At 71.0% G+C, this 26,923-nt stretch carries 22 protein-coding genes; 11 read left to right on the top strand and 11 right to left on the bottom strand.

Translation table 11 applies throughout. The annotated features are described in order from the left end of the window. Positions 1–216: 216 nt before the first annotated feature. The 4 genes from iolD to iolC are packed head-to-tail and all read right to left on the bottom strand — an operon-like array spanning position 217 to position 4,944. Positions 217–2,085, bottom strand: a complete 1,869-nt coding sequence (gene iolD, locus OOZ19_RS22745) for a 3D-(3,5/4)-trihydroxycyclohexane-1,2-dione acylhydrolase (decyclizing) (RefSeq protein ID WP_266092180.1) — start codon at positions 2,083–2,085, stop codon at positions 217–219. Positions 2,086–2,140: 55 nt separating this feature from the next. Further along, positions 2,141–3,025, bottom strand: coding sequence for a 5-deoxy-glucuronate isomerase (gene iolB / locus OOZ19_RS22740; RefSeq protein WP_416309484.1), 885 nt, complete (start codon positions 3,023–3,025; stop codon positions 2,141–2,143). A 52-nt stretch (positions 3,026–3,077) separates the two neighbouring features. Next, the gene (locus OOZ19_RS22735; RefSeq protein WP_266092193.1) at positions 3,078–3,950 is read right to left on the bottom strand and encodes a Cgl0159 family (beta/alpha)8-fold protein; all 873 of its coding nucleotides are present in this window, start codon (positions 3,948–3,950) and stop codon (positions 3,078–3,080) included. Between the two features lie 31 nt (positions 3,951–3,981). Continuing rightward, the gene (iolC, locus tag OOZ19_RS22730; RefSeq protein ID WP_266092178.1) at positions 3,982–4,944 is read right to left on the bottom strand and encodes a 5-dehydro-2-deoxygluconokinase; all 963 of its coding nucleotides are present in this window, start codon (positions 4,942–4,944) and stop codon (positions 3,982–3,984) included. Positions 4,945–5,239: 295 nt separating this feature from the next. On the opposite strand from iolC, the gene OOZ19_RS22725 reads away from it, so the two are divergent. The 5 genes from OOZ19_RS22725 (at position 5,240) to OOZ19_RS22705 (ending at position 11,880) form a co-directional block, all read left to right on the top strand. Further along, a complete protein-coding gene (locus OOZ19_RS22725; RefSeq protein WP_266092192.1) occupies positions 5,240–6,022 on the top strand; it encodes a GntR family transcriptional regulator in 783 nt (260 codons plus the stop codon). Positions 6,023–6,435: 413 nt separating this feature from the next. Continuing rightward, the gene (locus OOZ19_RS22720) at positions 6,436–7,353 is read left to right on the top strand and encodes a sugar phosphate isomerase/epimerase family protein (protein ID WP_266092177.1); all 918 of its coding nucleotides are present in this window, start codon (positions 6,436–6,438) and stop codon (positions 7,351–7,353) included. 272 nt (positions 7,354–7,625) lie between these two features. Further along, the gene (locus OOZ19_RS22715) at positions 7,626–9,029 is read left to right on the top strand and encodes a sugar porter family MFS transporter (RefSeq protein ID WP_266092176.1); all 1,404 of its coding nucleotides are present in this window, start codon (positions 7,626–7,628) and stop codon (positions 9,027–9,029) included. 26 nt (positions 9,030–9,055) lie between these two features. Then, positions 9,056–10,072, top strand: coding sequence for a Gfo/Idh/MocA family protein (locus OOZ19_RS22710; protein WP_266092175.1), 1,017 nt, complete (start codon positions 9,056–9,058; stop codon positions 10,070–10,072). A gap of 86 nt (positions 10,073–10,158) precedes the next feature. Then, positions 10,159–11,880, top strand: a complete 1,722-nt coding sequence (locus tag OOZ19_RS22705; protein WP_266092174.1) for an alkaline phosphatase D family protein — start codon at positions 10,159–10,161, stop codon at positions 11,878–11,880. Positions 11,881–12,075: 195 nt separating this feature from the next. Here the strand turns inward: OOZ19_RS22705 and OOZ19_RS22700 are convergent, their stop codons facing one another. The 4 genes from OOZ19_RS22700 to OOZ19_RS22685 all read right to left on the bottom strand — a co-directional run bounded on the left by OOZ19_RS22700 (position 12,076) and on the right by OOZ19_RS22685 (position 17,390). Next, positions 12,076–12,837, bottom strand: coding sequence for an SGNH/GDSL hydrolase family protein (locus OOZ19_RS22700; protein WP_266092173.1), 762 nt, complete (start codon positions 12,835–12,837; stop codon positions 12,076–12,078). Between the two features lie 248 nt (positions 12,838–13,085). Further along, positions 13,086–14,429, bottom strand: a complete 1,344-nt coding sequence (locus OOZ19_RS22695) for an MFS transporter (protein WP_266092172.1) — start codon at positions 14,427–14,429, stop codon at positions 13,086–13,088. A gap of 257 nt (positions 14,430–14,686) precedes the next feature. After that, positions 14,687–15,703 (bottom strand): LacI family DNA-binding transcriptional regulator, encoded by a 1,017-nt coding sequence (locus OOZ19_RS22690; RefSeq protein WP_266092171.1) that lies wholly within the window; start codon positions 15,701–15,703, stop codon positions 14,687–14,689. A gap of 484 nt (positions 15,704–16,187) precedes the next feature. Further along, positions 16,188–17,390: a helix-turn-helix domain-containing protein gene (locus OOZ19_RS22685; protein WP_266092170.1), complete on the bottom strand. Its 1,203-nt coding sequence runs from the start codon at positions 17,388–17,390 to the stop codon at positions 16,188–16,190. A 164-nt stretch (positions 17,391–17,554) separates the two neighbouring features. Between OOZ19_RS22685 and OOZ19_RS22680 the strand changes: the two genes are divergently transcribed. From OOZ19_RS22680 to OOZ19_RS22670, 3 genes are all read left to right on the top strand, one after another. After that, positions 17,555–17,875, top strand: a complete 321-nt coding sequence (locus OOZ19_RS22680) for a hypothetical protein (RefSeq protein ID WP_266092169.1) — start codon at positions 17,555–17,557, stop codon at positions 17,873–17,875. 96 nt (positions 17,876–17,971) lie between these two features. Then, entirely contained in the window at positions 17,972–18,793 is an 822-nt protein-coding gene (locus OOZ19_RS22675; protein ID WP_266092168.1) for an SAM-dependent methyltransferase, read from the top strand. A 207-nt stretch (positions 18,794–19,000) separates the two neighbouring features. After that, positions 19,001–20,362 (top strand): NupC/NupG family nucleoside CNT transporter, encoded by a 1,362-nt coding sequence (locus OOZ19_RS22670; RefSeq protein WP_266092167.1) that lies wholly within the window; start codon positions 19,001–19,003, stop codon positions 20,360–20,362. 89 nt (positions 20,363–20,451) lie between these two features. Here OOZ19_RS22670 and OOZ19_RS22665 read toward each other — a convergent pair whose 3' ends face one another. After that, positions 20,452–21,927, bottom strand: a complete 1,476-nt coding sequence (locus OOZ19_RS22665) for an FAD-dependent monooxygenase (RefSeq protein ID WP_266092166.1) — start codon at positions 21,925–21,927, stop codon at positions 20,452–20,454. 78 nt (positions 21,928–22,005) lie between these two features. Between OOZ19_RS22665 and OOZ19_RS22660 the strand changes: the two genes are divergently transcribed. Both OOZ19_RS22660 and OOZ19_RS22655 read left to right on the top strand, forming a co-directional pair. Next, positions 22,006–22,722, top strand: a complete 717-nt coding sequence (locus OOZ19_RS22660) for a TetR/AcrR family transcriptional regulator (protein WP_266092165.1) — start codon at positions 22,006–22,008, stop codon at positions 22,720–22,722. Between the two features lie 156 nt (positions 22,723–22,878). After that, positions 22,879–23,985, top strand: a complete 1,107-nt coding sequence (locus OOZ19_RS22655) for a polyprenyl synthetase family protein (protein WP_266092164.1) — start codon at positions 22,879–22,881, stop codon at positions 23,983–23,985. Between the two features lie 36 nt (positions 23,986–24,021). On the opposite strand, the gene OOZ19_RS22650 is transcribed toward OOZ19_RS22655, so the two are convergent. Together OOZ19_RS22650 and OOZ19_RS22645 are read right to left on the bottom strand one after the other, a co-directional pair. Continuing rightward, positions 24,022–24,354, bottom strand: a complete 333-nt coding sequence (locus tag OOZ19_RS22650; protein WP_266092163.1) for a glyoxalase superfamily protein — start codon at positions 24,352–24,354, stop codon at positions 24,022–24,024. A gap of 57 nt (positions 24,355–24,411) precedes the next feature. Then, positions 24,412–25,734, bottom strand: coding sequence for a GNAT family N-acetyltransferase (locus tag OOZ19_RS22645; protein ID WP_266092162.1), 1,323 nt, complete (start codon positions 25,732–25,734; stop codon positions 24,412–24,414). 150 nt (positions 25,735–25,884) lie between these two features. Between OOZ19_RS22645 and OOZ19_RS22640 the strand changes: the two genes are divergently transcribed. Then, complete coding sequence (locus OOZ19_RS22640) at positions 25,885–26,907, top strand: GlxA family transcriptional regulator (protein WP_266092161.1); 1,023 nt, start codon at positions 25,885–25,887, stop codon at positions 26,905–26,907. Positions 26,908–26,923: the final 16 nt, after the last annotated feature.

Genomic DNA, 26,923 nt, shown 5'->3' with positions numbered 1-26,923 from the left:
GGTGGCGCCCTGCGACCGGCACGGCCAGCTCTGTTCGGCGCAACCACCACGGTAACCGCTATGGGTGAAATAAGCCCATGCCTCGCCGCATTTCGAGACGCCGAGTTCAGATCGTTCAGGGAATTCCGCCGTTTTTCCGGCGGTTCAGGACGAACCCGTTCCTCCATGATGGTGAAACCGCGTTCCTCCGCGACGAGCACCGAGTCGCCCTGGGCGTCACAGGTGGTGACGCCGCTCCTGCACCCGGCGCTGGTACTCGGCCCTGGCGGCACGGGTGCTCTCCAGCGCCGACACCTCGGCGACCGGCACGTCCCACCACGCCTCCGGCGGCAGCTGAGCCTTCTCCGGGGAGGTTTCCACGTACACCGCCGTCGGCCGGTCCGCCGCCCTCGACGCGCGCAACGCCTCCCGCAGCTCGTCCACGGTCTCCGCGCGCAGCACGTCCACGCCGAGGCTGCGCACGTTCGCCGCCAGGTCCAGCGGCAACGGTTCCCCGGTGAAACGGCCGTGCTCGTCGCGGAACCGGTAGGCGGTGCCGAAGCGCTCGGCGCCGACCGACTCCGACAACCCGCCGATGGACGCGTAGCCGTGGTTCTGCACCAGCACCAGGTTGATCTTGATGCCCTCCTGCACCGCGGTCACCAGCTCGGTGGGCGACATCAGGTACGTGCCATCGCCGACGAGCGCGAACACCTCTCGATCCGGGTCGGCCAGCCGCGCGCCGACGGCCGCCGGGATCTCGTAGCCCATGCAGGAGAACCCGTACTCCACGTGGTACTGGCTCGGCTGCTTGACCCGCCACAGCTTGTGGAGGTCCCCCGGCAGCGAACCCGCCGCGTTGATCAGGACGTCCTCGTCCGCGAGGACCTCGTCGAGCACGCCGATCACCTCGGCCTGGCCGGGACGTTCGGCGCCGTCGGCGCAGCCGGTGACGCGGTCGACCACGTCGGCCCACTTCTCCGCGGCGGCGCGGTACTCGCGCACGTAGGCCGGGTCGACGTGGTGGCCAGCCAACCGCTCCGCGAGTCCGGTGAGCACCGCCCGCGCGTCCCCGATCACCGGCGTCGCGGCCTGCTTGTGCGCGTCTGCGGCCTCGACGTTCACGTTGACGAACCGCACCTCCGGGTTCGCGAACAAGGTGCGCGAGGCCGTCGTGAAGTCCGTGTAGCGAGTGCCGACCCCGATCACCAAGTCCGCCTGCCGCGCCATGTCGTCGGAGGCCGAGGTGCCGGTGTGCCCGATCGAGCCGAGCTCGCGCGGATCGTCGAAGCGCAGCGAACCGCGCCCCGCCTGCGTCTCCGACACCGGGATTCCGGTCACCGCCACGAACGCACCCAACGCCTGCTCCGCGCCGCTGTGGTGCACACCGCCGCCCGCGATGATCAGCGGGCGCCGGGCCGTCCGGATCCGGTCGGCCGCCTCGTCCAGCGACCGCGGATCGGCCTGCGGCCGGTGCACCCGCCAGGTCCGCTCGGCGAAGAACTCCTCGGGCCAGTCGTAAGCCTCCGCCTGCACGTCCTGCGGCAGCGCCAGCGTCACCGCCCCCGTCTGCACCGGGTCGGTCAACACCCGCATCGCCTCCAAGGCGGACGGGATCAGCGCCTCCGGCCGCCAGATCCGGTCGAAGTACCGGGACACCGGGCGCAACGCGTCGTTCACGGACACGTCCCGCGCGTGCGGCAGTTCCAGTTGCTGCAGCACCGGATCCGCCGGGCGCGTGGCGAACACGTCCCCCGGCAGCAGCAGGACCGGCAGCCGGTTGATCGTGGCCAGCGCCGCGCCGGTGACGAGGTTGGTGGCGCCGGGGCCGATCGACGTGGTGCACGCGTAGGTGGAGAGCCTGCCGCGCTGGCGCGCGTACCCGACCGCGGCGTGGACCATCGCCTGCTCGTTGCGCCCTTGGAGGTAGGGCAGCTCCGGCGTCTCCAGCAGCGCCTGCCCGATCCCCGCGACGTTGCCGTGCCCGAAGATCCCCCAACACCCGGCGATCAACCGCGCGCGCTCACCATCTCGTTCGGTGTGCTGCCGCGCCAGGAACCGCACCAACGCCTGAGCCACCGTCAACCGCCGTGTTCGGGGATTCATCACTGATCCTTTCCACGTCCAGCACCGACCGTCCGCACACCGCGTCCGAGGCGCCTCAGTAGAACGGCAGCCGCGGGTCGAGCGCCTGGTTCCACCAGGTCTCGCGCACCCAGGCGTGCGCCGGGTCGTCGCAGATCAGCCACGCCCGGTTCGGCGACGGCCCGGCCATGACGTTCAGGTAGTACATGTCGTAACCGGGCGCCGCCATCGACGGCCCGTGCCAGCCGTCGGGGATCAGCACCACGTCCCCGCTGCGCACCTCCGCCAGCACGTCGGTGTCCCGTCCCGGCCCGGACGGGTACACCCGCTGGTAGCCGATGCCTTCGCCGCTTCCTCCGGCGTCGATCTCGAAGTAGTAGATCTCTTCCAGCCGGGATTCGCCGTCGCGTTCGGTGTCGTGCTTGTGCGGCGGGAACGACGACCAGTTGCCCGCCGGGGTCAGCACCTCCACCGCGATCAGCCGGTCGGCTTCGAACACGTGCGCCGCGCCGAAGTTGTTCACCTGCCTGCTGGCCTGGCCCGCACCGCGCAGCTCGACCGGCACGTCGGAGGCCGCGCCGTAGCGCGCGGGAAGGCGGCGAGCGCACCTGGCGCCGGTCAGCGCGAACCGGCCTCCGGACGCGCTGCCGATCCGCACCCGCGCGTCCCTGGGCGCGTAGGCGAAATCGGTGACGCCGTGGAAGACGCTGCCGCGCCCGGTGAGCTCGAACACCGCGACCTCGCCGGCACCGTCCTCGCATCGGACGGTGCACCCACCGGCGAGCGGGAGCACGATCCATTCGCTGTCGCCGGTGCGGAACTCGTGCTCCGCTCCCGCCGCGAGCTCCAGCACGCGCAACGACGAGTACTCCCACCCGGCGGTGTCCGGGTCGACGTGCACGGCGTGCTCGCCGCGCGCCGCAGCCCCCGCGGTCAGGTGGAAACGCTTGTCCGCCACCACTTCCTCCTCCGTCCTCGTCGTCCGGGAGATCCGGATCGCGGTCGTGCGCGGGTCACAGGAGTCCGACGGCGGTGTCCACCGCCGCGGCCACGTCCCCGCCGGGCGGGTAGAGCAGGCTCCGGCCGACGACGAGGCCGTGCACGTTCGGCAGCCGCAACGCCGTCCGCCAGCGGTCGAACGTCGCGTCCTGATCGGTGGACACCTCGCCGCCCAGCAGCACCGTCGGCAGCGTCGTGGCCTCCATGACCGGCCCGATCCGTTCGATGTCGTCGACCACCGGCACCTTCAGCCAGGTGTAGGCCGACGTGCCGCCCAGCCCGGCCGCGATCGAGATGGACCGGGTCACGGCCGCCGCGGACAGGTCGTTGCGCACCTCGCCGTCCACGCGGCGGGACAGGAACGGCTCGACCATCGCCATCAGGCCGCGTTCGGCGAGATCGTCGACGGCCCGCGCGGCGCCGCACATCGTCTCCAGCGAACCCGGATCGGCGTAGTCGAGGCGCAGCAGCAGCTTCCCGCCGTCGAACCGCAGCCGTTCGATGTCCTGGGCGCGGTGCCCGGTGAACCGGTCGTCCAGCTCGAACGCCGCCCCCGCCAGCCCGCCCCGGTTCATCGAACCGATCACGACCTTGTCCTCCAGCGCCCCGAGCAGCAGCAGGTCGTCGAGCACGTCGGACGTGCCCAGCACCCCGTCCACTCCAGGCCGCCGCAGCGCCGTGCACAACCGCGCCAGCAGGTCGGCGCGATTCGCCATCGCCAGCGCATCGCCACCGGCTCCGAGCACACCGCGCGCCGGGTGATCCGCCGCGATGATCAGCAACCTGCCGCTCGCCCCGAGCAACGGCCTGCGGCGCCGGACCGAGGCCGCTTCCCGGATCGCTTCCGGCCGGGTGGCGCGGACCCGCGTGAGATCAGCTATGTCCATAGTGGACACGGTTCCCCCTTTTCCTAGCCGCTCAGCCGGAGACGCCGGGGCGATCGGCGGAGAGCAGGGACTCGATCTCGTGGGCGTAGGGCATCGCCGACGAGCAGGCGAGCCGCGAGGCCACCAGCGCCCCGGACGCGTTGGCGAACCGCATCGTGCGCGCCGGATCCCAGCCCGCGAGCAGCCCGTGGCACAACGCGCCGCCGAACGCGTCGCCGGCCCCGAGCCCGTTGACGACCTCTACCGGAACCGGGGGCGCCACCACCTCGGCGGCGGCGGTGCGCGCGAGCACCCCCGCCGGCCCCTGCTTGACCACCGCCAGTTCCACCCCGGCCGCCAGCAACGCGTCCGCGGCGGCGTCCGGATCACGGGTGCCGACGGCCCGTTCGCACTCGTCGAGGTTGCCGACCGCCACGGTCGCGTGCCGCAGCGCCCGCCGGTACCAGGAGGTCGCCTCGTCGTGATCGGGCCAGAACATCGGGCGCCAGTCCAGGTCGAACACGGTGTGGCCGCGACGGTCACGATGTTCCAGCGCGGCCAGCGTCGCCGACCGGCTCGGCTCCTCCGCGAGCCCGGTTCCGGTGATCCAGAAGATCCGCGCCCCGGCGATGGCGTCCAGGTCGAGCTCGCCGGGGTGGATCTCCAGATCGGGAGCCTTGGGAAATCTGTAGAAGTACAGCGGGAAGTCGTCGGGCGGGAACAGCTCGCAGAAGGTCACCGGTGTCGGATAGCGCTCGACCGGCGCGACCCAGCGGTCGTCCACGCCGAACTCGCGCAACGCCCGGCGCACGTACTCGCCGAACGGATCGGCTCCGGTCCGGCTGATCACCGCGGTTCCCCGCCCGAGCCGGGAGGCCGCGACCGCGACGTTCGTGGCCGACCCGCCGAGGTACTTGCCGAACGTCTCCACCTGCGACAGCGGCACGCCCGTCTGCAACGGGTACACGTCGACCCCGATGCGGCCCATGGTGATGACGTCGAACGTGATGCTCATCAGTTCTGACCTCCGAACGGGACGGGAAGCGGAATCGGCGCGGAGCTTCGGAGTTCCTGGAAATCGCCGCACGGCCGGAAGTCCGAAGGCGATGGGGTTCTCGGGCACCGGCAAGTCCACCGGCGGGTCGATCGAGGGGGCCGAGTCGCGGCCGATCCGGCTCGTCACCGAGCACCGGGGCCACGCGTTGTGATTTCGTGTCTACTCGGCCGAAATGCCGCCTGTCAATAGAATGTCCGGACATACTTACTTATGGGTGACACCCGACCTTGCTACCGTAAGGAACGTGACCTCCATGCAGCAGCGATCCCGACGCGAGGCCGGGAAGTCCACCTGGGACCCGGCGAGCCGGGTCACCGTGGACCACGCCAGCCCCGTCCCGCTGTACCACCAGGTGGCCAGCCAGATCGAGGCCGCGATCGAGTCCGGCGACCTCCCGGTCGGCACCCGGCTGGACAACGAGATCGAACTGGCGGGCCACCTCGGGCTCTCCCGGCCGACGGTCCGCCAGGCCATCGGCTCACTGGTCGACAAGGGCCTCGTCGTGCGCAAGCGCGGCGCGGGCACCCAGGTCGTGTTCAACAAGGTGAAGCGCTCCGTCGAGCTGAGCAGCCTGTTCGACGACCTCACCGAGATCGACCGGAAGCCCAGCACTTATGTGCTGGTCAACGAGGTCGAGCTGGTGCCGGACGTGCTCACCGGCACGCTCGGCCTCACCCGGACCGACAGCGTGCTGCACCTGGAACGGGTCCGCTACGCCGCCGGGGAGCCGATCGCGCGGATGAACAACTTCCTGCCCGCGGAACTGATCCACCCCTCGACGGACTCGCTGATCGAGCGCGGGCTCTACCAGCTGCTGCGCAACGCCGGCGTGCCGCTGCACGCCGCCCGCCAGACGATCGGCGCCCGCACCGCGACGAAGCAGGACGCCGAACTGCTCGACGAACCCGAGGGCGCGGCGCTGCTGACGATGGAACGCACCACCTACGACCAGTCCGGGCGGATCGTCGAGTACGGCTCGCACGTGTACCGCGCCTCCCGCTACTCCTTCGACCTCTCGCTCCGCGGCGACATCTGACCGCGCGCCGCATCCACGCCGCGCTCGCGCCACGGCCGATCACCCACGCCGCCTGACCGGGCGGCTTCCTCGCCACCCCCGGCCGGGTGACACGAGCTCACCTCCGCGCGCGGACTCCGCATCACCGGACCTGCGCGGATTCACCGTCACGACGCCCTCCGGGCGAGGACGCCGAATCATCCGTACGTAAGTATGTCAGGACCAAGTCTTGACAGCGCCGGACCGCCGGTGAAAACTACGGACCCGGAGATCGGCGTCACAGTCGGCGCTCACGCGCACCCCGACCGGCACCCCTTCGCTCCGCGACTCCCCGCCCGCGCGATTCTCCGGGCCACGAACGGACATCCGCACCGGCTCCTCCGGTGCCGCAGATTCGGACTTCCGCCGCGACGCGGCAGCACAAGGAGATTTCGATGAGCAACGGCAATGCGGCCGAGGGCCGGCTGCGGGTCGGTTCGGCGCCGGACTCCTGGGGCGTCTGGTTCCCCCAGGACGAGCGGCAGCCTCCGTGGCAGCGCTTCTTGGACGAAGTGGCCGACGCCGGGTACCGGTGGGTCGAACTCGGCCCGTACGGCTACCTGCCCACTGATCCGCAGCGGCTGCGGGACGAACTCGCCCGACGGGAGCTGACCCTGTCGGCGGGCACTTGCTTCACCGCGTTCCACCGCGGTGACGTCTGGGACGAGATGTGGGCGCACGTCCGCGAAGTCGCCGGGTTGACCGCGGCGCTCGGAGCCGGACACCTCGTGGTCATCCCCGAGATGTGGCGCGACCAGGCCAGCGGCGAACAGCTGGAGGACCGCGTGCTCGACGATGACTCGTGGCGCTCCCTGGGCGCCGGCATCGACCGGCTCGCCAAGGCGGTGCACGAGGAATTCGGGCTGGGACTGCGGTTCCACCCGCACGCCGACAGCCACGTCGACACCCAGCCGAACGTGGAGCGGTTCCTGGAGATGACCGATCCCGACCTGGTGAAGCTGTGCCTGGACACCGGGCACATCTCCTACTGCGGCGGGAACAACCTGGAGCTGATCGAGAAGTACCCGAGCCGCATCGGCTACCTGCACCTCAAGCAGGTGGACCCGCGAGTGCTGGCCGGGGTGCGCGACGAGGACCTGCCGTTCGGCCCGGCGGTGCGGCGCGGCGTGATGTGCGAGCCGCCGAACGGGGTTCCGGAGCTCGAACCGATCATCCAGGCCACCGGAGATCTCGACGCCGACCTGTTCGCCATCGTCGAGCAGGACCTCTACCCGTGCGGACCGGAGGTACCGCTGCCCATCGCGCGGCGCACTCGCGACTTCCTGACCCAATGCGGAGCGGGCACGGGCTGAGGCCTTCCCGCCGGGGCCGCAAACGGTTGCCGTGGCTGGAGATCCGAGACTGCACTGCCGACGACTACCGGTTCGTCCTATGTGGACGAAGTGGCGATCCGCCCCGCACCCGGACCACCCGACGCGATCGCCGACCTCCGTGGAGCAGGATGGCAGCGTGCCGCGCGACGGAGACTCGCCCCGTCAACGGCACTACGGAAACCCCTGGCCGAGTTCGGCTACAAGGAAGACGGCCGACGAACCCCGGCCGCGCGGTGAGAACTGAGAGGCCGATGGTGGCGAAAACGCTCTCGAACGACGGGCCCGGCGGGCCGACCGATGCCGCCGCGGTGCGCAAGGCCAAGCGCTTCATCCTGCTGGTCGCGGTGATCTCCGCGCTGGGTGGCGCGCTGTTCGGCTACGACACCGGCGTGATCTCCGGCGCGCTGCTGTTCATGACACCGCAGTTCGGACTCACTCCGTTCTTGGAAGGCCTGGTCACGAGCGCGCTGCTGATCGGCGCCGCCGCGGGTGCGCTGTTCGGCGGCCGGATCGCGGACCGCGCCGGGCGACGGCCGCTGCTGATCGGCACCGCGGTGGTGTTCGTGGTGGGCACGCTCGGCTCGGCGCTGACCCCGGACGTCCCGATCCTCGTGCTCTCCCGCGTGGTGCTGGGTGTCGCGGTGGGCGCCGCGTCGGTGGTGGTGCCGCTGTACATCTCGGAGATGGCGCCCGCGCACGTGCGCGGCAGCCTCGTCACGTTCAACGGGCTGATGATCGTCACCGGGCAGCTGGCGGCCTACATCGTGAACGCGCTGCTCGCGGAGGCGGGCGCGTGGCGCTGGATGCTCGGCCTCGCGACCATCCCGGCGGTGCTGCTGGGCGTGGGCATGGTGTTCCTGCCGGACAGCCCGCGCTGGTACGCGAGCAAGGACCGGTTCGACGAAGCCCGCGGCGTGCTGCACCGGGGCCGCTCGCACGACGAGGCCGAACGGGAACTCGCGCAGATCACCACCGCCAACGAGCAGGAGTCCGCGGCCCGCGGCTGGCGGGAACTGCGGTCGCGGTGGTTGCGCAGGCTGTTCTTCATCGGCATCGGGCTGGCGGTGGTGCAGCAGATCACCGGCGTGAACACGATCATCTACTTCGCGCCGATGCTGCTGACGCAGACCGGCCTGGGCGAGGTCGCCTCCATCGTGGCGACCATCTCGATCGGCGTCATCTCGGTGCTGGCCGCGCTCGTCGGCCTGCTGCTGATGGACCGCGTGGGCAGGCGACCGCTGCTGATCACCGGGCAGGTCGGCGTGACCGGGTGCCTGGTTCTGCTGGGCCTCGCGTTCCTGCTGCCCGCCGGGGCGGCCTGGGTCAGCTACCTGACCCTCGGCCTGATGGTCGTCTACATGGCGTTCCAGCAGAGCAGCGTCAGCACCGTGACCTGGCTGATGATCACCGAGCTGTTCCCGTTGAAGATCCGCGGGTTCGCCATGGGCATCGCGGTGCTGGTGCTGTGGTTGACGAACTTCGTGGTGGCGCTGGTGTTCCCGCCGATGGTGGCGTCGCTCGGCGGCAGCGCGACCTTCTGGGTGTTCGCGGCGCTGGGCGTCGGGTCGCTGGTGTTCAGCGTGCGGCTCGTGCCCGAGACGAAGGGCCGCAGCCTGGAGGAATTGGAAGCGGACATGCGACTGCGCTACGCGTAGCTCGCGAACCGGACGAAGGGATGACGATGCGGTTAGGACTGATCGGCACCGGCCGGATCGGCACCATGCACGCCCGCACCCTGCTGAACGTGGACGGCGTGACCGAACTCCGGATCACCGACGCCCTGCCCGAGCGCGCGAGCCGGCTCGCCGAGGACCTCCGAGCCGAGGGCTGGGCCGCCGACGCCGCCGACACCGAGGACGACCTCTACTCCGGTGGAGTGGACGCCGTGGTGATCACCGCGGCCACCCACGCGCACGCGGCGCTGATCCACGGAGCGCTGGACCGCGAGGTGCCGGTGTTCTGCGAGAAGCCGGTCGCGCTGGACGTGCCCGGCACCCGCGGAGTCGTCGAGCACGACGAGGCGGTGCGCACCCCGCTGCAAATCGGCTTCCAGCGCCGCTACGACGCCGGGTACCGCGCGGCGCGGGACGCGATCCGCAGTGGACGGCTCGGCTGGCTGCACACGCTCCGCGCGGTCACCGGGGATCAGGGCCCGCCGCCCGCGGAGTACATCGCCACGTCCGGCGGGCTGTTCCGGGATTGCAGCATCCACGACTTCGACGTGCTGCGTTGGATCACCGGGCGCGAGGTCGTCTCGGTGTGCGCGAGGGGCGCCAACCGGGGCGCCGCCTTCTTCGCCGAAGGCGATGACGTCGACACCGGCGCGGCCTTGCTGGAGTTCGACGACGGGTTGCTGGCCACGGTCACCGCCACCCGCTACAACGGCGCGGGGCACGACGTGCGGCTGGAGGTCTGCGGCTCGCAGGACGCGATGTTCGTCGGCAACGACGACCGCGCACCGCTGCCGTCGGCCGAGGAAGGCGTGACGTGGCCGTCGGCCGAGCCGTACCGCACGTTCCTGGAGCGGTTCCGCAGCGCCTACGTAGCGGAGCTCACCGAGTTCGTCGAGGTCGCCGCGGGTCGCAGCCCGAATCCGTGCACCGCGGCCGAAGCGTTGGAGGCGCTGTACGTGGCCGAGGCCTGCGACCTGTCCCGCCGGACGGGACGGCCGGTGACCATCGAGGAAGTGCGCGCCTGAGCACGTACCGGTCGCCGGACGATCGGCGCCGGGCTCCCGGCGCACGAGCGCTTTCACCACGCCCTCCGGTGCGGTATGCAAGGCGCGTGACGAATGTGGTGCTGGGGCCGATCCTCCGCTACACCGACGACACGTCGGCGACGGTGTGGCTGGAGCTGGATGAGGCCTGCACGGTCGAAGTGCTCGGCAATGCCGTCGACACGTTCCGGATCGGCGGGCACCACTACGCGCTCGTCCCGATCCGGGGCCTGCTCCCGGGCACGTCGACGCCGTACGACGTGCGGGTGGACGGCGCACTGGCGTGGCCGGAACCCGGTGATACGCACCCGCCGAGCCGGATCCGCACGGTGCCGCGCGGGTCGAAGGCGCGGCTGCTGTTCGGGTCGTGCCGGTTCGGGCCGACCGAAGACGCTTCACGGCGCCGTGCGCTCGGGCCGGACGCGTTGGAGTCCTGCGCGCGACGTCTGATGGACGCGCCGGAGCGGCACTGGCCGGACGCGATGCTGTTCCTCGGTGACCAGGTCTACGCCGACCAGACGGCACCGCAGGTGCGCCGGGAGCTCGCGCAGCGACGCGACCTGTCCGAACCGCCGGGCGAGGAAATCGCGGACTTCGAGGAGTACACCGCGCTCTACCGCAACGGCTGGGGCGATCCGCTGGTGCGGTGGCTGCTGTCCACCGTGCCCAGCATGATGATCTTCGACGACCACGACGTCCGGGACGACTGGAACACGTCGCTGGAGTGGCGCACCGCGATGGCCGCCGAGCCGTGGTGGCGGGAACGCCTGCTCGGCGGGCTCATCTCCTACTGGGTGTACCAGCACATCGGCAACCTCGGGCCGGACGACCTGGACGAGGACCCGACCTACCTGGCGGTGCTGGCGGCGGGCCGGGCCGGTGACGCGCTGCCGGTGCTGCGCGAGTTCGCGGCGCGCGCCGACACCGAACTCCGCGCGCCGGAGGCCGCGCCGGGTCACGGGTCCGGCGGCACGCACGGCCGGTACAAGAACGTGCGCTGGAGCTACCGTCGCGACCTGGGATCGCTGCGGTTGGTCGTGCTGGACACTCGCGCCGGCCGGATCTTGGAGGGCGGCGAACGCGCGATGCTCTCCGAGGTCGACTTCGCCTGGCTGCGCGATCAACTGCGGGTGGACGCGGACGGGCGGGAACCGCCAGCGGCGGACGTGTCCGGGGACGCGACACCCGTCGTTCGAGGCGACGTGCACGAGCACGTGGTGGTCGCGTCCTCGCTGCCGTGGCTGCTGCCGCACGCCGTGCACCACCTGCAGTCGTGGAACGAGGCGGCCTGCTCCGACCGCGGGCGGTGGCCGAAGCTCGCCGAGCGGATCCGCCAAGCCGGCGACCTGGAACATTGGGCCGCGTTCCGCGCTTCCTTCGATCGGCTCGCCGAGGTGCTGCGCGCCGCGGCGGACCGACCGGGAACGGCTTCGGTGTCCGTGCTGTCCGGGGACGTGCACCACAGCTACCTGGCGGAGGCCGAGTTCACCCCGCCGACGCGGTCCCGCGTGGTGCAGGTGACGTGCTCACCGCTGCACAACGCCACTCCCCCGCACCTGACCGTGCCGCTGCGCATGGCCTGGTCCCGGCTGCTCACCGCCGTGTTCCGGCGGCTGGCCGGACGAGCCGGGGTCCCGCCGGTCCCGCTGCGCTGGACGAAGTCGACGGGCCCGTACTTCGGCAACATGGTCGGCGTCCTGGAGGCGGACGGCGAACACGTCCTGCTCTCCCTGCAACGAGCCGACGACGACGGCGGCCTCACCACGATCCACCGCTCCGCCCTGACCTGACCTGACCTGACCGAAGAGTCCTCGAGCTCGGTTCTTGATCTCCACCTTGTCAGCGGCGAAGCCGCTGAGCGGCGACCCGGCACGCAACCGGGACGCCGCAGGTTCTCAGCGGGCTTCCTCGCGAGGACAGCATTTCTCCTGGTGGCGGAGCCACTAGGAAGATGCTCCCGCAGCGAGGAAGCCGCCGAGGTTCCGCTACCCGACCACCTGCGCGCTGAGACCGACGGCGGAGGAAACCGTGGGGAGGTAGCCGTCGGCGTGGCCGGAGACGTTGGGGTGGAAGGACTCCTGCAACGGGGTGCTCGGACCGTTGATCCACTCCGGGTCGCCGCAGACGCCGTGCCCGTCGAAGGCGTCGCGCGGGTCGGCGTAGGCGAACCCGGCGGCTTGGGCCTGCTCGGAGATGACTTCGGCGAGCACGTCGGCGCCGGCGTTGATCCGCTCCCGCTTGGCGTCGGTGAAGCCGGGGATGCCGCAGTCCCCGAGTTCGGTGATCCGCGGGTAGCCGACGACGACGATCTCCGCGTTGGGCGCCGCGGAGCGGATGCCCGCGTAGGTGGCGTCGAGCTTGGCGGGCAGTTCGTCGCGGGTCTGCGCCTCGCCGTCGGTGACGGCGCCGTCGCAGGCTTCGTCGTTGCCGAGCAGGCAGTTCTGGATGACCTTGGCGAAGCCGATGTCGTTGCCACCGATCTGCACGGTGACCAGCGTGGTGTCCGCGGACAGCGACCCGAGCTGATCGGCGTTGAGGTCGTCGGTGGTGGCGCCCGAGCAGGCGTCGAAGGAGAACGAGGTGGCACCGTTGGCGTCGGCCCACAGCTGCGGATAAGCCTTGGGGCTGCGCAGGCAGTCCCCGCTGTCCTCGAAGTAGTCCCTGGTTCCCGTGCCCGAGGCGAACGAGTCGCCCAGCGCCACGTAGTTCGTGTCGGCCTGCGCTGCGAACGCCGGCGCTCCGATCATGGATGTTCCGATGACGACGGTCGCCGCGACGGCGCGCGCGACCCCCCGAATGTGACGCATGGATCCTCCGAACGAACTCTCCGACCCCAGAACTCGGATGTTCCGGCTCGGATCGATTGAACGTCCCCAATCGACCACATCCACCGAGTTGGCGAATTGCCGACACGCGTTATTTTCACCGATGAATCAGGAAGGAACCAAAAGCCCGAAGTAAACTCCCCGATCAGGTGGATTCAATTCGAATTCGACTACTCAGCGCCCTTGATCTCACGACCCGGGTCGACCCTTTCGGCGGTGCCCGAAGTGAACAGTTCCTGATCCAGCACGTGCAGTGACCTGCCCGCGGAGTCCGGCATGCCCAGCAACCCAATGACGGCGAACAACACCAGCATCCCCATCATGATCATCGACATTCCTGCCAACCCGAACGAGGAAACGATCATGAGCGGGACGAGGAAGCTCCAAATTCCCAGCACGATGCGGGCGAAGGCGAACGTGATCCCCTGCGCGGTCGCGCGCAGCATCGTCGGGAACATCTCCTGCGACCACAACTTGTAGAACGATTCTCCCGCGAACGCCGCACCGATCCCGAACAGCGCGACGTTGGCGATCGCCACCCCGACCCCGATCGGCAGGAACGCGAAGCAGGCGAACGCGGCGATCTGCATCGCCGCCCCGAACGCGAACAGCGGCTTGCGGCGGGTGCCGTCGGCCATCGGCATGAACACCAACGCGACCGCCAGCATCGTGAGCAGGTAGTTGAACGCCTGGATGCCGACGCTCGTCGCCTGATCGACGTCGCCGGTGCGCTGCAAGATGTACGGCAAGAACGCGCCGTTGGTCCCGGCCACGGTGTTCCACAGCGCGTAGAGGCCGCCGGTGAACACCAGCGCGCGCAGGTTGCGCCCGGTGAACACGTCCCGCAGCCGCCCGGCGTCGAGCGGGTTCCCGCTGTCCACCGCGGCCTGCCTGGCCTGCTGCCACGGCACGGATTCGACCATGCCCCGCCGCAGGTACCAGGTGACCACGGCGACGACGAACAGGTGCGCGAACACGATCCGGACGCCCAGCAACCCCATCGGCGCCAGCGCGAACGCGAGCAGCAAAGTCACCATCGGCCCGAGGCTCCAGGCGACCTGGGTGACACCGATCAGCCTGCCCCGGGCGCGACTCGGCGAGAACTCGGCGACCAGCGCCAGCGAGGTCGGCAGGTCGGCGCCGACGGCGAGCCCGACGATGACATAACCGACGAACAGCATCGGCAGGTTCATCGCGAACACGATCCACAAGATGCCGAAGGCGAACACCAGCAGATCCCACGCGTAGATGCGCTTGCGGCCGAACCTGTCCCCGAGCCTGCCCCCGATCAGCGCGCCGATCGCGGCGGAGATCGCGTTGGAGCTGAACGCGGTGAGCAGCCCCACCGCCGTCGAGTTCAGCCCGAGATAGGCCTCCCACAGCGGCAGGCCCGCCGCCGCGGCGACGATCGATCCCGCGTCGATGTAGGAGGCCATCGAAGCCAGCGCCGTCCACTTCCACTGCGTGCGGGTGGGGCTCTCGTCGGCCGCCCCGGCAGGGCCGGTGGTGCTCATCGAAGCGCGCTCCCGTCGTCCGCCGTCCGGATGCCGCGCGAACCCGCCCGCCTCGCGGGCCTCCGGTGGTGTGCGAGGAGGCGGGCGGGGCCGAGCACCGGCCGCGCGTTCCGCGTGCGGTCGAGCCGCGATCCCCTCGGCCGCAACACCGATGGGAACGTGTTACCGAAGCCGCGTCGGCGCGAGAAGCCCCCGTCCGGGCGTTCCGGCACACCGGATGGGCGCATCCGCGCCGGAAGTGTCCGGTTGGGACGGATTCACCGGGACGACGGCAGGCTGGAGCGCCGCACCACGAGCTCCGGCTCGTAGATCACCTGCTGGTGCACGTGCCCGTCCGCGGTGTCGCGATCGGTTTCGGCCAGCACCAGCTCGGCCGCCTTGCGCCCGATGCGGAACGCGGGCTGGCGCACCGAAGTCAGCGGTACCGCCGCCGCGGAAGCGAACTCGATGTCGTCGTAGCCGACCAGCGCGATGTCCTCCGGCACCCGGATCCCCGCCGCGAACAGCGACTGCAACAGCCCGAGCGCGAGCAGGTCGTTGGCGCAGAACACCGCGCTCGGCCGGGACCGCAGCCCGAGCAACCGGGCGCCCGCGTCCCGCCCGGAGGCCACGTCCAGCGCAGGCACCTCCAGCACGTTCAGCGCGTCCTCGCCCAAGCCCGCTTCCCGCAGCGCCGTGAGCGCGCCCGTGCGCCGATCGAGGCACTGCGTCAGCGAAGCGGGCCCGCTGACGTAGCCGATCCGCCGATGGCCCTGCTCGATGAGGTGGCGCACCGCGAGCGCACCGCCCGCGACGTCGTCCACCGCGACCGAACAAGCCTGCTCGCTGCCGACCTTGCGGTCGACCAGCACCGAGGGAATCCCCTGACGCCGCAAGGAATCCAGATTCGCGCCGCCCACATCGGCAGGAGTCACCAGCACGCCGCGCACCCGCTGCTCGGCGAACAACGACAGGTACAGCGCCTCGGCCTCCGGGTCCTGGCCCGAGTTGCACAGCATCACGCCGATCCCCTCCGCGCGCGCCGCAGCCTCCACACCGCGGGCGACGTCGACGAAGAAAGGATTTCCCATGTCCAGCACGAGCAGCGCGATGATCCGGCTGTGCCCGGCGCGGAGCTGACGAGCGGACTCGCTGCGGACGTAGCCCAGTTCATCGATCACCGACAACACCCGCGCCCTGGTGGTGACCGAAACCCGGTCCGGGCGGTTGAGCGAATTGGACACGGTGGCCACCGAGACTCCGGCGCGTTCGGCAACGTCCTTGATGCTGACCATGACACCAGGGTGCCCTCCGGCGCTTCCCGGTGCCGAAGTGGGCGTTGCTGGGGGGTTCGGCTTGGCTGGTGGGGTGGGTTTCAGTGCCTTCCCCGGTTTGGGCGTGTGGTTGCTGGGGCGCGGTGGAAGGTCTTCTTCACTGAGCGCTTCCACGGCTCGTGTTGACGGGGTGTCCGGGTAGCGGAACCTCAGCGTCCTTCTCGCTGCGGGATCTTTTTCCCAAGTGGCTCCGCCACGAGGGAAAAAGCTGTCCTCGCGAGAAGGGCGCTGAGAACCCGCCGGTGAGCGGCTTTTCGACGTGGGCTATGCGCTTCGCGCATCCAGGCACGGCCTTCGGCCGCGAGGCAAGCATCGCTTCGCTTGCCCACTGCACGGCTTCGCCGCAAAGGCACGGCCTTCGGCCGCGGGGCAAGCTTCGCTTCGCTCGCCCTCGTGGGCTTTGCCGTTGGTCGTGCGCAGGTCGGTCGGTGCCCGCCGAGGCGCCTCAGACCTTCAGGCCCAGCCAGTTGGTGAAGTGGGCGATGCTGTCGGATTTGCGGCGTTCGGCCATGGCGATGGCTCGGGCCGTTTCCCGGACCTGCGGGTGGTAGCGGGTCTGCTGCGGGGCCGCGCGGCGCGCGTTGCTCAAGGCGCGCAGCGCGTTGGTGTGGTCGTTGGCGAGCACCCAGGCGCGGGCGACGTCCTGCCAGTGGTGGCCGACCCGGTTGGCCCGCATGTCGTCGGGCAGGCGCAGCTCGGAGCCATCGCGTGCCGCCTTGCCGGGATCGCCGCCTTCCAGCGAGACGGCGACGTCGTGGATCTCCACGTTGCCGGGCCCGAAGTTCGTGTCATAAGCGGCGGACGACCGGCCGAGGCGTTGACCGAGCACCCGCGCCTCGGCGATGTGCTCGCGAGCGCGGTCCAGCTCGCAGGCGCGGGCGGAGATCATCGCGCCGCGCAGGTGCGCCGATCCGCGCAGCGCCAGCACCTCCTCACTGTCCGGTCTGGACTCCAACAGGCCCAGCGAGTGCTGCACCAGACGGCTGCTGGTGTCGTACGCCGCGCACGACATCAGGATCAGCGCTCGGTGTTGCACAGCGTGAGCAGCCAGCAGCGGATCATCACTACGCTCCGCAGCAAGTTCCATCAGGTCCACGGCCTGTGTCGCAAGTGGAATCCACCCGAACCGGTAGACCAGTTGCGCTGTGTTGCCATAGGCCTGCGCGAGGTGCCGGTACCCCCGTTCGCGACCGGAGTCGGTGCTCGCCTGGTGGATGGCGCCGGCCATCCTGCGCAGCAACGACGGCGTCATCTCGATCGCCTGCCGGGCGCGGTCGGAGTGCCGGAGGTCCCGCGCCTTGTCCAGGTCGGCTTCGAGCTCCTCGGGCGAGCCGGGATCCAGCGGGAGGGCGTAGCGGCCTTCGGCGAACAACGTGCGCAGTTCGGTCAGCCCCGGCGGTACGCCGCCGTCGTCGTCGAGCGTGCCGCGGTAGGGCTGGCCGTAGAGCTCCTCGGCCTCGATGCCCAGCGCACGGGCCACGGCGGCGACGAACGCGGGCGATCCGGGCTCACGCCCCTGTTCGACCGCTCGGAGCATGCTGATGCTGTAATTGGCCCGCTGGGCTAGGGCCTGCTGGTTGAGTCCGGCGACTTTTCGGGCCATCGCGACGCGGTCACCGAGGGCCAGTCCCTGTTCGGGCCGTGGCACGGGACTCCTTCCACGTGGGTCCATGAGACCACCAGACTAGGTGACACACGTTGGAGTGAGCACTTTCTTGCCGCACTGTCACATAGCTGTCACTCCATAGTGCAGCACGGTCGTAGCTTGACAGGACAAGCGCTCACCCACCGCGAGCTAATCAGGTGAGAGACATGCCTGCTTTTCACGACCGCCAACCCGAACCCGGAACGGTGGCACTTCCCGAGATGGTCGACGCCGACCGCGGGCGCCCGCCGCCCGAACCCACCGTGCTCAACGTCCGCTACCGCGCCGGAATCGTCGGCGAGCGCGCTCGCGTCGTGCACGCCGCGACCTGGACGCCGCGCGATGTGCTGATCACGTTGTGCGGCATGCCGCTCGACCCCTCGCTCGTCGAGGAATCCACGGGCATGCCGTGCATGCGCTGCATCCGGATCGCCGCCCGGCGCGCACGTCCGAATGACCCCGACCAGCGCGGCATCGACGGCGGCTGAGCGAACTCCGCACGACCCGCTCCGACCGCACCGCGTTCCGTGATCGATTCGCGCCCCTCCGATGCCCCGACTGCGGCATCCTCCGAGGAGACATCGTTGATCACGAAGGGGTGCGGATTGGGCGAGCAGGAGTGGATTCCGGCTGACGTCGACACCACCAGGCCGAGTGCGGCACGGGTCTACGACGTGCTCCTCGGCGGTGGCCACAACTTCGAATCGGACCGCCGGTTCGCCCGCGAGGCCGAGCGGATCTTCCCCGGCATCACCACGTCCAGCCGCATCAACCGCGAATTCCTGCGCCGCGCCGTCCTGCACGCGCTGGAGTCGGGGGTGCGCCAGTTCCTCGACCTCGGCTCCGGCATCCCCACCGTCGGCAACGTTCACGAGATCGTGCACGAGATCGATCCGTCCTGCCCCGTGGTCTACGTCGACTGCGAACCCGTCGCGGTGGCCCACAGCCGGCTGCTGCTCGACGACGACGCGCAGGCGACGATCGTGCAAGCCGACGCACGTCGGCCCGACACGATCCTGGGGCATCCCGACACCCGGCGGCTGCTGGACTTCGACCAGCCGGTGATGCTGCTGATACTGGCGCTGGTGCACTTCATCCCGGACGACGACCACCCGGCCGAGCTCGTCGAGCGCTACCGGAGGGCCTTGGCGCCCGGCAGCATGCTCGCGGTCAGCCACGCCGCCGACGAGGCCCGCCCCGAGGAACTCGCCCAGCTCACCGCGCTGTTCGCCACCAGCACCAATCCCGCCACGCCGCGCCCGTCGCGGTGGATCGCCGACCTGTTCGGCGACTTCGAGATGGTCGAGCCGGGAGCGGTGTTCGTCTCGGAGTGGCGACCCGACGAGCACCTCGGCGAGGACGCCTCCGACTACCTGATCTACGGCGGCGTCGGCGTGCGCCGCTGAACGCCGGACCGCGACCGATCAGCCGAGTCCGGAGCGCAGAAGTCCGCCCGGCCCGGCACCGGTCTTTGCGCCATTCGCCCGAAGCCCGCCTCGGTCCGGATGGACGAACGGGCCGCGTTGCCACATTTCCCGTGGTGAGGCCGCTCGCACACGTGATTGACGAGGATGCGAGCATTCCGCGAACCACATCGACGAAAGGTGGGTCACGTGCAGGTGCTCTGGGGCGCGGCGGGCATGGTGGTGCTCTTGCTGATCGCTTTCGCGTTGTCCACCGATCGTCGGGCCATCCGGCCGCGCACCGTGCTCGGGGCGTTGGCGATCCAGCTGGTGTTCGCCTTCATCGTCCTGCGTTGGGACGCGGGCAAGCAGGCGTTGAGCGCTGTTTCCTCCGGGGTGCAGCGCGTGATCGACTCGTCGAAGGAGGGCATCGACTTCCTGCTGGGGCCGGTCATGCCGACCAACGGCGCGACGGTGGTGGCCTTCCAGGTGCTGCCGATCATCGTGTTCGTGGCCTCGGTGACGGCGGTGCTCTACCACTGGAACGTGCTGCAGTGGGTGGTGCGCGTGGTCGGTGGCGGGCTGCGCGCGGTGCTGGGCACGACGCGCGCGGAGTCGTTGAACGCGACGGCCAACATCTTCCTCGGGCAGACCGAGGCGCCGCTGGTGGTGCGCCCCTACCTGGCGGGCATGACGCGGTCGGAGTTCTTCGCCGTCATGGTCGGCGGTCTGTCCACTGTGGCCGGTTCGGTGATGGTCGGTTACGCGTTGCTGGGCGCGAACCTGGACCACCTCATCGCGGCGAGCTTCATGGCCGCCCCCGCCGGGCTGATGATGGCCAAGATCATCGTGCCGGAGACCGAGCAGCCCACCGGCGACGCCGAGCACGCGGCGACGCCGAGCCCCGAACGGCGCGGCCTGGCGGCGTGGTTCTCGAAGAACCCGAAGCCCGCCCCCGCCGAGAAGCCCGAAGCCGACACGTCCACCGTGGACACCGGTGAGCCGGAGAAGGCGGGCACCGCGACGGCGGTCGACGACGGCGAGGCCCTGGAAACCAAGCCGCGCAACGTCATCGACGCCGCCGCCACCGGTGCCTCCGACGGGTTGAAGCTCGCGCTCAACGTCGGCGCCATGCTGTTCGCGTTCGTCTCGCTGATCGCGCTGCTGAACCTCGTCCTCGGCGCGTTCGGCGGCCTGGTCGGCTTGGGCGACATCACCTTCGAGCAGATCATCGGCTACGTCTTCGCTCCGGTGATGTGGCTGATCGGCGTGCCGTGGGACGACGCGGTGGTCGCGGGCGGCTTCATCGGGCAGAAGCTGGTGCTCAACGAGTTCGTCGCGTTCAGCGACTTCGGCCCGCAGGCGGCGAGCTTCGAGCCGCACACCGCCATCATCATCACCTTCGCGCTGACCGGGTTCGCGAACTTCTCGTCGCTGGCGATCCTGCTCGGCGGCCTCGGCGGCCTGGTGCCGTCCCGCCGCCCGCTGATCGCCGAGTTCGGGATGCGCGCGATCGCGGGCGGCACGCTGGCGAACCTGATGAGCGCGGCCATCGCGGGAATGCTCATCTAGCGCGTCCTGCGTGAGTCGCACGACTGCGGAGCACCCCCGCGGCTCCAGGTGAACGCCTCCGCCACCCGATCAGTTCGGGAGCGAGGCGTTCACCTGCTCAGCTTCGGCAGCAGGTAGGACCGGAGTCCGGCGAGGCCCGCGGGGTCTCCGCACCAGCCGATGTAGCCGTCCGGCCTGATCAGCAGCAAGGCGGGGGCGTCCACGCCGTATTCGGCACGGGCGTGGCCGTGGACGTCCACGACGTCGCCGGGGCGGCCCGCACCGCGGACGACGGCGTGCACGTCCAGGTCGGCGATGCCCGGGTCGCCGAGCGAGCCGCCGAAGTCCAGCAGCGTCCACCGGGTTCCGCCGAACAGCTCGAAGAGCCGGACCGCGGCACCGTCGCGCACGCACGGCGCGTCCGGTGCCCGGTCGCCCGCGCGCACCGGGCCGGGGTCGGCGCGCTCCTCCGCCGACAGCGGACCGCCCCGGTAGTGCAAGCCGAGCTGGTTCAGCTCCGGGCCGCGCACGTGCGCTTCGGGATCGTCCGCGCGCATCAGGTCCAGCAGCCGTCCGCTCAGCTCCAGCACTTCCCGGGCCACCGGGCGCCGCTCGGCCTCGTAGGTGTCCAGCAGTGCCGCGTCCGCGCCGCGCAGCACGGCGGCGATCTTCCAGCCCAGGTTGTAGGCGTCCTGCACACCGGTGTTCATGCCCTGCCCTCCGGTGGGCGGGCAGACGTGCGCCGCGTCGCCGGCGAGCAGCACCCGGCCGTCCCGGTAGCGCTCGGCGAGGCGCGCGTTGGCCCGCCAGGTCGAGTTCCAGTGCACCTCGTGCACCCGCACGTCGAGCCCACTGGCCCACCGGAGCTGTTCCTGCAGCTCGGCGGGAGTCGCGGCGATGTCGTCGCGGGACGTGGTGACGGTGAACAGCTCGGTCCCGGCCAGCGGTTGCGCGGACACCATCTCCCCGCCCCTCGACCAGGCAACCGCCTGGCCCCGGTCGAGGCCGCTGAGCCGGACGTCGGCGATCAGCATCTTGGTCGTCTCGTCGGTTTCGCCGTGGAAGCCGATGCCCAGGGTGCGCCGCACGGTGCTGCGCCCGCCGTCCGCTCCGACGAGGTACCGCGCTCGGAGCTCGGTGCCGTCGGCGAGCAGCGCGGTGACGTGCCGGTCGTCCTGGTGGAACTCGCGCAGCTCCACTCCGAGCTCGACCTGGCCGCCGTTCCCGGCGAGCGCCTTGCGCAGGATCTCCTCGGTGCGGAACTGCGGGACGAACCAGGGGTGGGGGTGGGGAACGCCGGGCGTGGCGGGCACGGGTTCGCTGGGCCTGCCCTCCCAGACCAGTTCACCGTCGTCGTACTTGCGCATCGGGATGCCGCCGTCGCCCGCGGCGCGCAGCTCGTCGAGCACGCCGAGGTCGGCGAAGACCTCCAGGGTGCGCGGGTGGATCCCGTCGGCGCGGGAGCCGCCGAAGTGCTCGCCGGCCTTGTCGATGATCCGGAAGCCGATGTCGCGCCGGGCCAGTTCGCACGCCAGGACCAGGCCTGTCGGCCCGGCGCCCGCGATGAGGACTTCGATCTCCTGCATGTTCCGCCTCCATCAATTGGTACGGCGTACTCGATAGTCGTACGCCGCACGAACAACGTTAGCGGTACGGTGTACCGCATGGCAACCGAGCACGGCGGAACCCCGATCTGGGCCGAACCCGCACCGGGCACCCGGAGACCCCGCTTCACCCGCGAGCAGATCGCCGCCGCCGCACTCGCCCTCGCCGACGCCGAAGGCTTCGAAGCCGTCTCGATGCGCCGGGTCGCCGCTGAACTGGGCGCCGGGACGATGACCCTGTACCACTACGTGCGCACCAAGGACGACCTGATCGCGCTCATGGACGACGCGGTGATGGCCGAAGTGCTGATACCCGAAGGCGAACTTCCGACCGACTGGCGTGCCGCCCTCACCGCCATCGCGCGCCGGACCCGCGACATGTCACTGCGCCACCGCGGGCTGCTGCAAGGTCTGCGCAATGCCCGGCTGGGGCCGAACGCGCTGCGCCACAGCGACCAGTCCCTGGCCGCCCTCGCCGGCACCACCCTCGACCCCGGTTCGAAGCTCGACCTGCTGGCCGCCGTCGACGACTACGTCGTGGGCAACGTGCTGCGCGCCGGAGAGCCGCTGCACGACGGCGAGGTTTCCGCCGACACCGCCCGATTCCTCCGGGAACAGCTCGAGCACGACGACCTCCCGCACTTGCGCTCCCTGCTCGGAACCGAGGCACCGCACACCGAGTGGGCGCGGCTCGCCAGCGCGACCACCGCCGAGGAGCGCTTCGAGGAAGGGCTGCGCGCGCTGCTCGACGGCGCCGCCGGCCGCTACGGAATCTGAACCTCGGCCGAACGGCCCGGAAATGACCGTTCGGCCGACCGTTCGGCGGAGATCATCACGGGCACAACGGCCGATGCCCCCGCACCCCCGCGAACCCTAGTTTTGTGGACGACCAATCCACATGAGCCGACCGGTTCGCCGCTCCAGGGAGTGCAGATGACCACCACGTTCCCCGCCCCGACCCATGCAGTGGACGTGGACGGGGTCCGCGAACGGGTCGACGCGGCCCTCTCCCGGTTCCTCGACATGCAGGAGGACCGCTACCGGGCGATGGCCGCCGACGACACCGGGCGGGCGCAGTGGGCCGCGGCGATCGACACGCTGCGAAGCTTCCTGATCGGCGGCAAGCGGCTGCGGCCCGCGTTCTGCTACTGGGGCTGGCGCGGGGCGGGTGGCGACGCCGACGACGAGGGGATCATCGCCGCCGCCGCGGCGCTGGAACTGCTGCACGCGTTCGCGCTGATCCACGACGACATCATCGACGAGAGCGACACCCGCCGTGGTGCCCCGTCGTTGCACCGCCAGCACGCGGACCTGCACCACACCGAGCGGATGCGCGGCTCCTCCGAGCTGTTCGGCACCTCGGTGGCGCTGCTGCTGGGCGACCTGTGCCTGGCTTGGTTCCACGAGCTGCTCGGCTCCAGCGGGCTCCCGCAGCAGCGGCTGGCCGCCGTGCAGCCGATGGTGGCGCAGTCATTCGCGGAGCTCGTGCTCGGCCAATACCTCGACGTCGCCGAACAGGCCCGGTCCACGCACTCCGTGGAACGGGCGTGCACGATCATCCACTACAAGACGGCGAAGTACACCATCGAGCGCCCGCTGCACCTGGGCGGTCTGCTCGCCGGGGCCGACGCGGCGCTGCTCGACTCCTACACCGCCTACGCGCTGCCGCTGGGCGAGGCGTTCCAGCTGCGCGACGACGTGCTCGGCGTGTTCGGCGACGCCGCGATCACCGGCAAGCCCGTCGGCGACGACCTGCGGACCCGCAAGCCCACCGTGCTGCTGGCCACCACCCGGCGCCGCGCCGACGCCGCGCAGCTGGACGAGGTCGACCGCGCCTTCGCCGCGGGCGACCTCGACGACGAGCAGGTGCGGCGCATCCAGTCGATCGTCGTGGACAGCGGGGCGCTGGCCGAATGCGAACGCCTCATCACCCGCCGCGCCGACTCGGCCCGCGACGCGCTGGCCGCGATGCGCGTCCCGAACCACGTGCACGGCATGCTCACCGAACTCCTCACCGCCGCCACCGACCGGGCTTGGTGACCTAGCCGGAATGATCCGCTCAGCGGGCCGGGTCGTTCACCCCAGCGGGGTGCCGATGCGGAGGCGGTTGCCGTCGGGGTCGTGCAGTTCGATCTCCCGCGCCCACGGGGTCGGTTCCGGGCGCATCCCGAAGCGCTCGGCGATCTCGTCCACGTCGCTGACCCGCAGGTAGATCAGCGTGCCGGGACGAGCGTCGCCTTCGTGCTCGGACAGGAACAGGCGCACTCCCCCGCGCATGACCTCGACGAAGGCGGGCAGGTGCGGCTCGAACCGGTGCTCCCACTGCGCGGTGAAGCCGAGCAGCGCGTACCACTTCAGCGCCACGTCGGCCGCTTCCACCCTGATGATCGGGATGACGTCCTCGTCCATCGGCCCATCGTGACAGCCACCGCCGCCGACCTGCGCGTCGCGAGCGGGCCGGAAGGTTCAGCGGGCGCCGGTCAGCGAGCGGGACCAGCTCCACTCGCCCGGCTCGGGGACGCCGACGAGCTTGAGCCCGGCCGCTCGCAGGGTGCGGGCGATCGCGGTGTCGTCGACGCGGGTGTGGGCCTGGACGGTGGCGAGCCCCGCTGCCTCCGCCTGCTCCACCAGCTTCGCGGCCAGCCTGGTGCCGATGCCGCGGCGCTGCCAATCATCGCGGACCAGCAGGGCGACCTCCGCGGTCCGTCCCTCGCGCATCAGGTTGCCCACCGCCACGACCTCACCGTCCGGTCCCTGCACCAGCAGCGAACCGCCCAGCGCGGGCGTCAGCAGGCGCAGCGTTCCGCGCTCACCGCCCGGCGGGCCCGCGCTGAAGTAGCGGCGGTACCGCGCGGCCGGCGAGCACCGGGTGTGGAACTCGGTGACCAGGTCCAGATCCTCGCGGCCGGCCACGCGCACGGTGAGCCGCGCACCGTCGGTGGTGGTCAGTGCCTGCCTCTCCGGGCGCAGCCGCCTGCGGCAGGCCGCGGCCAGCTCCACCATCGCCCGCGCCCGCGCGAACTCGGCCGGCGTGAACGCGGCACCTGTCCGCTCCAGCACCAGCGCGCCACCGCCGGGCGCGGCCAGGCAGATCACCCCGCTCGCCACGCCGTCGAGCCCGGCCGCGGGGTGCGGTTCCTCCTGGCAGCGCACCTCGATCGCGCCGAGCGTGCTGCGCAACGCCCGCTCCAGGTCTCCGCGCCCATCGACCAGGTCCGCCGCCAGGTTCAGCGTCCGCGTCGGGACGTCGTCGAGTTCGCGGACCTCCGCGCGGCGGGCTGTGACGTCGCGGCCACCCGCGGCTGCGACCGCCCGGATCAGATCGCCCTCCCCCACCGTCGCGGGCACGTGCACGAGCACGTCGTCGACGGCTCCGTCCGCGACCGGGTGCACGTGCAGCGCGCGGATGTCACCGCCCAGTCCGGCGAGTCCCCGTGCCACGTCGGCGAGCCGTCCGGGGCTGTCGGACACCGACGCGCGCAACCGCCACAGCGCGCGCTCGCCGCCCGCGAGGTCCGTACCCGGGGATCCTCGTTCGGTGGCGGAATCGGCCGCCGGGTAACCGCCGCCGCGCGGCCAGGTCGAGTGCAGCGCCGCGCCCGCCACGAGCAGCGCGCCGAGCGTGACGAGCCCCCAGGCCGCCAGGTCGAAGGCGCGCGGCCCGGCGCCGATCAGGTGCACGATCCCGGCGACCGCGCACAGCGCGGCGAGCTCGACCACTTCGCGCGTCCACGTTCCCCCGCGGCGCGCGGCGGTGGACTCCGCCCCGTTCCCGCCTTCAGCTGTCATGTCTTCACGGTGCGGGCCGGATGTTTCCCCGCGTCGACCTGCCATGACCTTCTCGTTAACGGCCGTGCCCGGTCGCCCGCCGCAGGGTCTCGCCGGTGCTTTCCCCTGAACAGGCCTGGCGGTAACCACGCAGTACGCTAAGATGACGCCATGGCGACTTCGGGTGAGCGGCACGAACGGCGGCACCGGGTGGCGGTGCTGCCGACCACCGGGACGGCCCCCTTCGAGCTGGGCGTGATCTCCGCCGTGTTCGGCCACTACCTGCTCGACCTGATCCCGAGCCGGTACGAGCTGACCGTGTGCTCCGAAGCGCCCGGGGCGGTGCCGCTGGCCGGTGGGGCCGTGATGAGCACACCGCACGGTCTCGACGACCTCGCCGCCGCCGACACCGTCATCGTCACCAGCCGCGCGGACCCGCACGAGCACCCGTCGGCCGAACTCGTGGAGGCGCTGCGCTCGGCCCGCCACCGCGGCGCCCGGCTCGTGTCCACCTGCACCGGGGCGTTCGCCCTCGCCGCCGCCGGAGTGCTGGACGGGCGCCGGGCCACCACGCACTGGCGCTACGCCGACCTGCTGCGCACCCGGTATCCGCTGGTGGAGGTCGACCCGGCGCCGCTGTACATCGACGAGGACGACGTGCTGACCAGCGCGGGCAGCGCGGCGAGCCTCGACCTGTGCCTGCACCTGGTGCGCAAGGACCTCGGCGCCGACCTCGCCAACACCGTCGCCCGCAGGCTCGTCATCCCGCCGCACCGGGAAGGCGGGCAGGCGCAGTACGTCGAGTCGCCGGTGGCCGGCTCACCGGAGAACGACGGCGTGGCGCGGAGCATGAACTGGGCGCTGGAGCACCTCAAGGAACCGCTGACGGTCGAGCTGATGGCGGGCGCGGCGCACATGTCCGAGCGCAGCTACCTGCGGCACTTCGCGCACACCACGGGGAGTTCGCCGATGCGCTGGCTCACCTCGCAGCGAGTCCGCGCGAGCCTGCCGCTGCTGGAGAAGACCCGCGATTCGGTGGACGAGGTGGCCGAGGCCGTCGGCTTCGAATCCGTGGTGACCTACCGGTACCACTTCAGCAGGATCATGCGGACCTCCCCATCGGCGTACCGCCGGATGTTCCACACCCCGCAGGCCCCCGAGAACCCGAAGAATCTCGCGCGCCGAAGCGCGTAGTGCCCGCGCGCGAGAG

Source organism: Saccharopolyspora sp. NFXS83, assembly GCF_026241095.1.
GTDB lineage: Bacteria > Actinomycetota > Actinomycetes > Mycobacteriales > Pseudonocardiaceae > Saccharopolyspora_C.
The sequence above is the reverse complement of the archived record's forward strand: the minus strand, read 5'-3'. Positions and strand labels throughout refer to the sequence as shown.

Excerpts from the sequence above, each read along its gene's own strand:
- OOZ19_RS22690 (WP_266092171.1), bottom strand. The coding sequence starts at position 15,703 with ATGGTCAGCATCAAGGACGTTGCCGAACGCGCCGGAGTCTCGGTGGCC.
- OOZ19_RS22700 (WP_266092173.1), bottom strand. The coding sequence starts at position 12,837 with ATGATCGGAGCGCCGGCGTTCGCAGCGCAGGCCGACACGAACTACGTG.
- OOZ19_RS22710 (WP_266092175.1), top strand. The coding sequence starts at position 9,056 with ATGCGGTTAGGACTGATCGGCACCGGCCGGATCGGCACCATGCACGCC.
- OOZ19_RS22665 (WP_266092166.1), bottom strand. The coding sequence starts at position 21,927 with ATGCAGGAGATCGAAGTCCTCATCGCGGGCGCCGGGCCGACAGGCCTG.
- OOZ19_RS22645 (WP_266092162.1), bottom strand. The coding sequence starts at position 25,734 with ATGACAGCTGAAGGCGGGAACGGGGCGGAGTCCACCGCCGCGCGCCGC.
- OOZ19_RS22720 (WP_266092177.1), top strand. The coding sequence starts at position 6,436 with ATGAGCAACGGCAATGCGGCCGAGGGCCGGCTGCGGGTCGGTTCGGCG.
- OOZ19_RS22655 (WP_266092164.1), top strand. The coding sequence starts at position 22,879 with ATGACCACCACGTTCCCCGCCCCGACCCATGCAGTGGACGTGGACGGG.
- OOZ19_RS22680 (WP_266092169.1), top strand. The coding sequence starts at position 17,555 with ATGCCTGCTTTTCACGACCGCCAACCCGAACCCGGAACGGTGGCACTT.
- OOZ19_RS22660 (WP_266092165.1), top strand. The coding sequence starts at position 22,006 with ATGGCAACCGAGCACGGCGGAACCCCGATCTGGGCCGAACCCGCACCG.
- iolD (WP_266092180.1), bottom strand. The coding sequence starts at position 2,085 with ATGAATCCCCGAACACGGCGGTTGACGGTGGCTCAGGCGTTGGTGCGG.
- OOZ19_RS22725 (WP_266092192.1), top strand. The coding sequence starts at position 5,240 with ATGCAGCAGCGATCCCGACGCGAGGCCGGGAAGTCCACCTGGGACCCG.
- OOZ19_RS22695 (WP_266092172.1), bottom strand. The coding sequence starts at position 14,429 with ATGAGCACCACCGGCCCTGCCGGGGCGGCCGACGAGAGCCCCACCCGC.
- iolC (WP_266092178.1), bottom strand. The coding sequence starts at position 4,944 with ATGAGCATCACGTTCGACGTCATCACCATGGGCCGCATCGGGGTCGAC.
- OOZ19_RS22650 (WP_266092163.1), bottom strand. The coding sequence starts at position 24,354 with ATGGACGAGGACGTCATCCCGATCATCAGGGTGGAAGCGGCCGACGTG.
- OOZ19_RS22640 (WP_266092161.1), top strand. The coding sequence starts at position 25,885 with ATGGCGACTTCGGGTGAGCGGCACGAACGGCGGCACCGGGTGGCGGTG.
- OOZ19_RS22735 (WP_266092193.1), bottom strand. The coding sequence starts at position 3,950 with ATGGACATAGCTGATCTCACGCGGGTCCGCGCCACCCGGCCGGAAGCG.
- OOZ19_RS22715 (WP_266092176.1), top strand. The coding sequence starts at position 7,626 with ATGGTGGCGAAAACGCTCTCGAACGACGGGCCCGGCGGGCCGACCGAT.